The following is a 4535-nucleotide window of genomic DNA, read 5'->3' as shown; positions in this document are numbered from 1 at the left end:
GTTGAAAGGCCCGACGTGGGCCAGCGAGTCCAGTTGCGTCAGCCCGACGGTCAAGGCCAGGCCGGGCAGCGCCCGCAGCAGGGACTGCAGAGACGCCTCCAGGCTTTCGTCCTCCGGCAGCAGCACGGGTCCCAGCGGCAGCTGGGACGGCTGGAAGCTGTTCCAGCGACCCTGGCCCTGGGGCTGGATCAGCAGCGCCGCCGTCCAGCCCGTGCCGTCCTCGCGATAGGCGAGCAGCTCTCTACCCTGGCCGAACTGGTCCAGCAAGCACAGCAGGAAATCGCTGCGCAGGAAGGCATGCGGCAACGCCTTCGCCTGCAGTGCATCCCACTGTGTGGCCAGGGCGGCCAACTGCTTTGCCGGAACGAGTTTCCAGTCCATCTTTGAAGTTGTTTTCAAGGCAATCAACTCTTGCGGTAGGTGAGGAGAGAGTCGATCACCCAGTGTCGGTCCTGGTCGCTCATGTCTTGATGGCAATGCAACTGCAGTACGTGGCGGGACCAGATCTTTCCTTGATCACCGGCCAGATCCGGCACCCCGGGCCACAGCCAGTCCCAGCGCGATACGGGCACGCCGCGCGCCCTCAGTGCCTGGTAGACGGCATCCGGCTCGTCCAGCCACAACGGGAAGACGTAGGGTGCGCTGCCCTCGGGCAAGGCCGGGAACAGGGGATGCATGCCCGCCTGGTTGGCCAGCGCCTGGGCCAGCGCGCGGTAGTGCTGCTGCCGCCTGGCGACGACGCGACCGCGGGACGTCAACAACGCCGCGCGCCTGGCAGCGCGCGTCGGTGCGCGATGGCACAGCGCCACGTCGATGCGTGCATAGTCGCCCGCTGGATCAAATTGGGCAGCTTGAGGCGCGGCCCTGGGCGCCGGCGCGCTGCCACCGCGCAGCAACTGCTTGAGAGCCAGCAGCGGGCTCGCCCAGAGGCGCCAGTGCCCCAGGCGGCCATGGCGCGCACTGATTTCCAGGTCGTCCAGCGACGCCTTCAGCTGGCCCTTCAGGCCCACGGGCGTCAGCGGCGCCACCGGCCGGGCCGGCTGCCGGACCAGCAGCAGGCCGCCGTCCTGCGCCGCGAAGAACTTGGGCAGGCTGGCAATGACCACATCGCCCAGCGCGCCCACGGCGCCTCCTTCACCCTGGCCGAACATGGCGTGCGCGCAGTCCTCCAGCATCAGCACGCCGCGGCGCTGGCACCAAGCGTGCAGATCGCGCAGATCCAGCGGCAGGCCGAAGAAATGGGCAACGCACAGCACGCGCGTATCGGCGGGTGCATGCTGCTCCAGCCAGTCCAGGCTGGGGCGGCCATCGGCGTCAATGGGATAGAAACCCAGCTGATGCCCCAGCGTCAGCACCGGCGACACCATGGTGGGGCAGTGGTAGCTGGGCACCAGCACGCGCTGCTCCGGCGTGAGCGCCAGGCTCTCCAGGCCAAGCAGGATGGCTGCACGGCCGCTGCTGGTCAGCAGCGCTCCCGGCCGGTCAAGCAGGCAGGGCAGCGTCTGGGCCTCTGCGTCGACCTGCCTGTTGTGCGGGCCCGGCACCGGGTGCCGGGGCGCCAAGCGAGGCGTGAGGTCGACGTTCATTCGCGAATTTGATTCGGTCAGAGCCGGGCGGCGACGAAGTCCGCCAGCGAGCCCACTGTGGCAAAGGTGTCGCCGTCGATGTCGTCATCGTCGACGGCGAGACCGAGTTGCTCCTCCAGTGCGGTGATCAGGCTGACCACGGCCATCGAGTCCAGCTCGGGCAGGGCGCCGAGCAGGGCGGTGTCGCGGGTGAAGGTCTGGGCGCGGCCGTTCAGGCTCAGCACCTCGTCGAGAAGCCTCAGCACATGGCTGAGAACCTGATCTTTGTCCATTGGGAGCTTCCAAAAAGCAGCCGCGCAGTTTAGCCGTCCTCCCCCCCTTGCTCCCGGGGCGCTCACCCCTTGGCTCAAGGGTCGCGTGAGATACTTTTTTCATGCCCGAATCGACCCTGTTGCACGAGTTGGTGGCCGTTGCCGCCGAGCGCACGCCCGACGCCCCGGCCCTGACCTATGGTGCGCTGACGCTGAGCTATGGCGAGCTGGATGCCGCCGTGCGCGGCTTTGCCAGCGGCCTGATGCAACTGGGCCTGGCCCGTGGCGAACGGGTCGCCATCTACCTGGAAAAGCGCTTCGAGACCGTCGTCGCCAGCTTTGGCGCGCCCGCTGCCGGTGGCGTTTTCGTACCGCTGAACCCTTTGCTCAAGCCCGATCAGGTCGGTTTCATCCTGCAGGACTGTGATGTACGGGTGCTCGTCACATCGCCCGAGCGCCTGGCCCAGTTGGGCGACGTGCTGACGCAATGCCCGTCGCTACGCCATGTCGTGCTGACCAGCGGTGCGGGCTCGGCCCCGGTGCCGGTGCATGACTGGGCTGCGCTGCTGCAAAGCCCAGCGCATGCCGGCCATCGCGTCATCGACACCGACATGACGGCCATCCTCTACACCTCGGGCTCCACCGGGCGGCCCAAGGGCGTCGTGCTGTCCCACCGCAACATGGTGGCGGGCGGCAAGAGCGTGGCGAGCTACCTGGAAAATCGCGCCAGTGACACCCTGCTGGCCGCGCTGCCGCTGTCCTTCGACGCCGGTTTCAGCCAACTGACCACGGCCTTCCACAGCGGCGCCCGCGTCGTGCTGCTGAACTATCTGCTGCCCAAGGACGTGCTCAAGGCCATGGAGCGCGAGAAGGTCACGGGCCTGACCGCCGTGCCGCCGCTCTACATCCAGCTGACCCAGCTCGAATGGCCGGCCGCCATCGACGCCAACCTGCGCTATTTCGCCAACACCGGCGGCCGCATGCCGCGGGCGACGCTGGACCTGCTGCGCGCCAAGGCGCCGTCGGCCCAACCCTTCCTGATGTACGGCCTGACCGAGGCCTTCCGCTCGACCTATCTGCCGCCGGGCGAGGTGGACCGCCGGCCGGACTCCATCGGCAAGGCCATCCCCAACGCCGAGATCCTGGTGCTGCGCGAGGATGGCAGCGAATGCGCGCCAGACGAGCCGGGCGAGCTGGTGCACCGCGGTGCGCTCGTCGGCCTGGGTTACTGGAACGACGCCGAGAAGACGGCCGAGCGCTACAAGCCGCTCCCGGTCGGCGTGGGCGGGCGCGAAGGCGGCCTGCAGTTGCCGGAGTTCGCGGTGTTCTCCGGCGACACAGTCAAGCGCGACGCCGAAGGCTTCCTGTACTTCGTCGGCCGCCGTGACGAGATGATGAAGACTTCGGGCTATCGCGTCAGCCCGACCGAGGTCGAGGAGGTCCTGTACGCCACTGGCCTGGTGGGTGAATGCGTGGCCTTTGGCGTCTATCACGACACCCTCGGCCAGGCCATCCAGGTCATCGCAACACCGCCGGAAGGCGCGTCCGAGCTGGACCTCGCTGCACTGACCGCCGCTTGCAAGGCGCGCATGCCCGCCTACATGGTGCCGCACGGCGTCGATGTCCGTTCGGGCCCGCTGCCGCGCAACCCCAACGGCAAGATCGATCGCAAAACCCTCTCGACCGACTGGCTTGAACAGYACGCTGCATGAGCGATCCCATCCCCCCGAAGCGCGCCCTTGAGCACGCGCCCGTGCTCTTTCCCCGCGACGCGAATGGCGAACTGCTGGTCGGCGGCCAGCGCCTGTCCGTGCTCGCCGAGCGAGTCGGCCAGACGCCGTTCTACGCCTACGACCGCGGGCTGCTGAAAGCCCGCGTCGCCGAGTTGCGCGCGGCTCTGCCCTTGGGGCTAGAACTGCACTATGCGATGAAGGCCAACCCGATGCCGGCGCTGGTGCAGCTGATGGCCGGCTTGGTGGACGGTATCGACGTGGCCTCGGCGGGCGAACTGCAGGTGGCGCTGAACGCCGGTGCCGACCCGCACGAGGTCAGCTTTGCCGGCCCCGGCAAGCGTGACATCGAGCTGGGCCAGGCCGTCGCGGCCGGCGTGCTGGTCAATGTCGAGTCGGTGCGTGAGCTGGTGCCGTTGGCCCGTGCTTCGCAGCGCCTGGGCCTGCCAGCCCGCGTCGCGCTGCGCGTGAACCCCGACTTCGAGCTCAAGGGCTCGGGCATGCGCATGAGCGGTGGCCCCAAGCAGTTCGGTATCGACGCCGAGGCTCTGCCCGAGGTGCTGGCTGAGGTGGGCCGGCTGAGCGGTGACGGCCTGGCCTTCGAGGGCTTTCACCTGTTCGCCGGGTCGCAAAACCTCAAGGCTGAGGCCATCTGCGAGGCGCAGCTCAAGAGCTACGAACTGGCCCTGCGACTGGCCGAGGCCGCGCCGTCACCTGTCAAGTTCCTGAACCTGGGGGGGGGCTTTGGCATCCCGTATTTCCCAGGCGAATCGCGGCTCGATCTGGCACCCATCGCCGACAACCTTGCCGGGCTGCAAGCACGCGCCAAGACCGACCTGCCGCTGTCCAAGCTCGTCGTCGAGCTGGGTCGTTACTTCGTCGGCGAAGCGGGCATCTATGTCAGCCGCATCGTCGACCGCAAGGTCTCGCGCGGCCAGGTCTTCCTGGTGGCCGATGGTGGCCTGCAC

General features: G+C 68.2%; 4 protein-coding genes and 1 pseudogene. 2 read left to right on the top strand and 3 right to left on the bottom strand.

Going from position 1 to position 4535, the window contains the following annotated elements; all coding sequences use genetic code 11:
• The 3 genes and pseudogenes from ACXJKR_RS25110 to ACXJKR_RS25100 form a co-directional block, all read right to left on the bottom strand.
• Window positions 1-381, bottom strand: a pseudogene (locus tag ACXJKR_RS25110) (GNAT family N-acetyltransferase); the annotation flags it as partial.
• 23 nt (window positions 382-404) lie between these two features.
• Window positions 405-1586 carry a DegT/DnrJ/EryC1/StrS family aminotransferase gene (locus ACXJKR_RS25105; RefSeq protein WP_457325135.1) on the bottom strand — a complete coding sequence of 394 codons (1182 nt, stop codon included), beginning with the start codon at window positions 1584-1586 and terminating at the stop codon, window positions 405-407.
• Between the two features lie 17 nt (window positions 1587-1603).
• Window positions 1604-1858, bottom strand: a complete 255-nt coding sequence (locus ACXJKR_RS25100; protein ID WP_056195895.1) for an acyl carrier protein — start codon at window positions 1856-1858, stop codon at window positions 1604-1606.
• A gap of 101 nt (window positions 1859-1959) precedes the next feature.
• Here ACXJKR_RS25100 and ACXJKR_RS25095 point away from each other — a divergent pair, with 101 nt between their 5' ends.
• Entirely contained in the window at window positions 1960-3549 is a 1590-nt protein-coding gene (locus ACXJKR_RS25095) for an acyl-CoA ligase (AMP-forming), exosortase A system-associated (protein ID WP_457325133.1), read from the top strand.
• A partial coding sequence (locus ACXJKR_RS25090) for a pyridoxal-dependent decarboxylase, exosortase A system-associated (RefSeq protein WP_457325132.1) occupies window positions 3546-4535 on the top strand: 990 nt, incomplete at its 3' end. The genes ACXJKR_RS25095 and ACXJKR_RS25090, both read left to right, overlap by 4 nt.

The organism is Roseateles sp. P5_E11, from assembly GCF_054049355.1.
This window is presented reverse-complemented; position numbering and strand designations above follow the sequence as displayed.